We start from the raw sequence: 557 nt of genomic DNA, 5'->3' as shown, positions 1-557 counted from the left end.
ATTTCCGAGCCGCTAATCAGCCCGTCATTATTGGTATCGGTGGTGATAGTTACCGTCGGTGCTGGCGGCGCCACGTTATCTATCGTCACGGGCACCGTTGCTGCACTGGTGTTGCCTGCCGCATCAGTAGCCTGTACCTGTGCGGAGCCAGTACTGCCATTTGCCAGCGCTTGTGTTGGGGTCACACTCCACTTGCCATCTGGTTGCACCGTGGTGGTGAGCACTTCGCCAGTACCCGGCATGGTGACCTTGATGCTGGCACCTGGCTCACCGGTACCGCTGATGGTCGGCGTGGTGTCGTTGGTAATGCCATCGCCCACCGTACCGCTATCGCTAGCCGGGTCGAGCTTGGCGGTCAATGCTGGCGGGGTGGTATCCACGCTATAGGCCTCGGTGGTGGTAGCAGTACCCGCTGCCGATACTACCTTGGCATCGATGACCTTATCGGCATCGGCTACCAGGTCGCTACCCGGCACATTGATGCTGAAGGTCTTGTCAGACTGCACCGTACCGGTGAAGGTTTTGTTATTGACTGTGAGCGTAACGGTATCGCCTGC

At 58.7% G+C, this 557-nt stretch carries 1 protein-coding gene; it reads right to left on the bottom strand.

Annotation, left to right across the window (positions count from 1 at the left end; all coding sequences use genetic code 11):
* Positions 1–557: Ig-like domain-containing protein (locus ACZ9XP_RS17780; protein WP_465188946.1), on the bottom strand; the 557-nt coding region annotated here is incomplete at both ends.

Source organism: Vogesella perlucida (assembly GCF_979366545.1).
The sequence above is the reverse complement of the archived record's forward strand: the minus strand, read 5'-3'. Positions and strand labels throughout refer to the sequence as shown.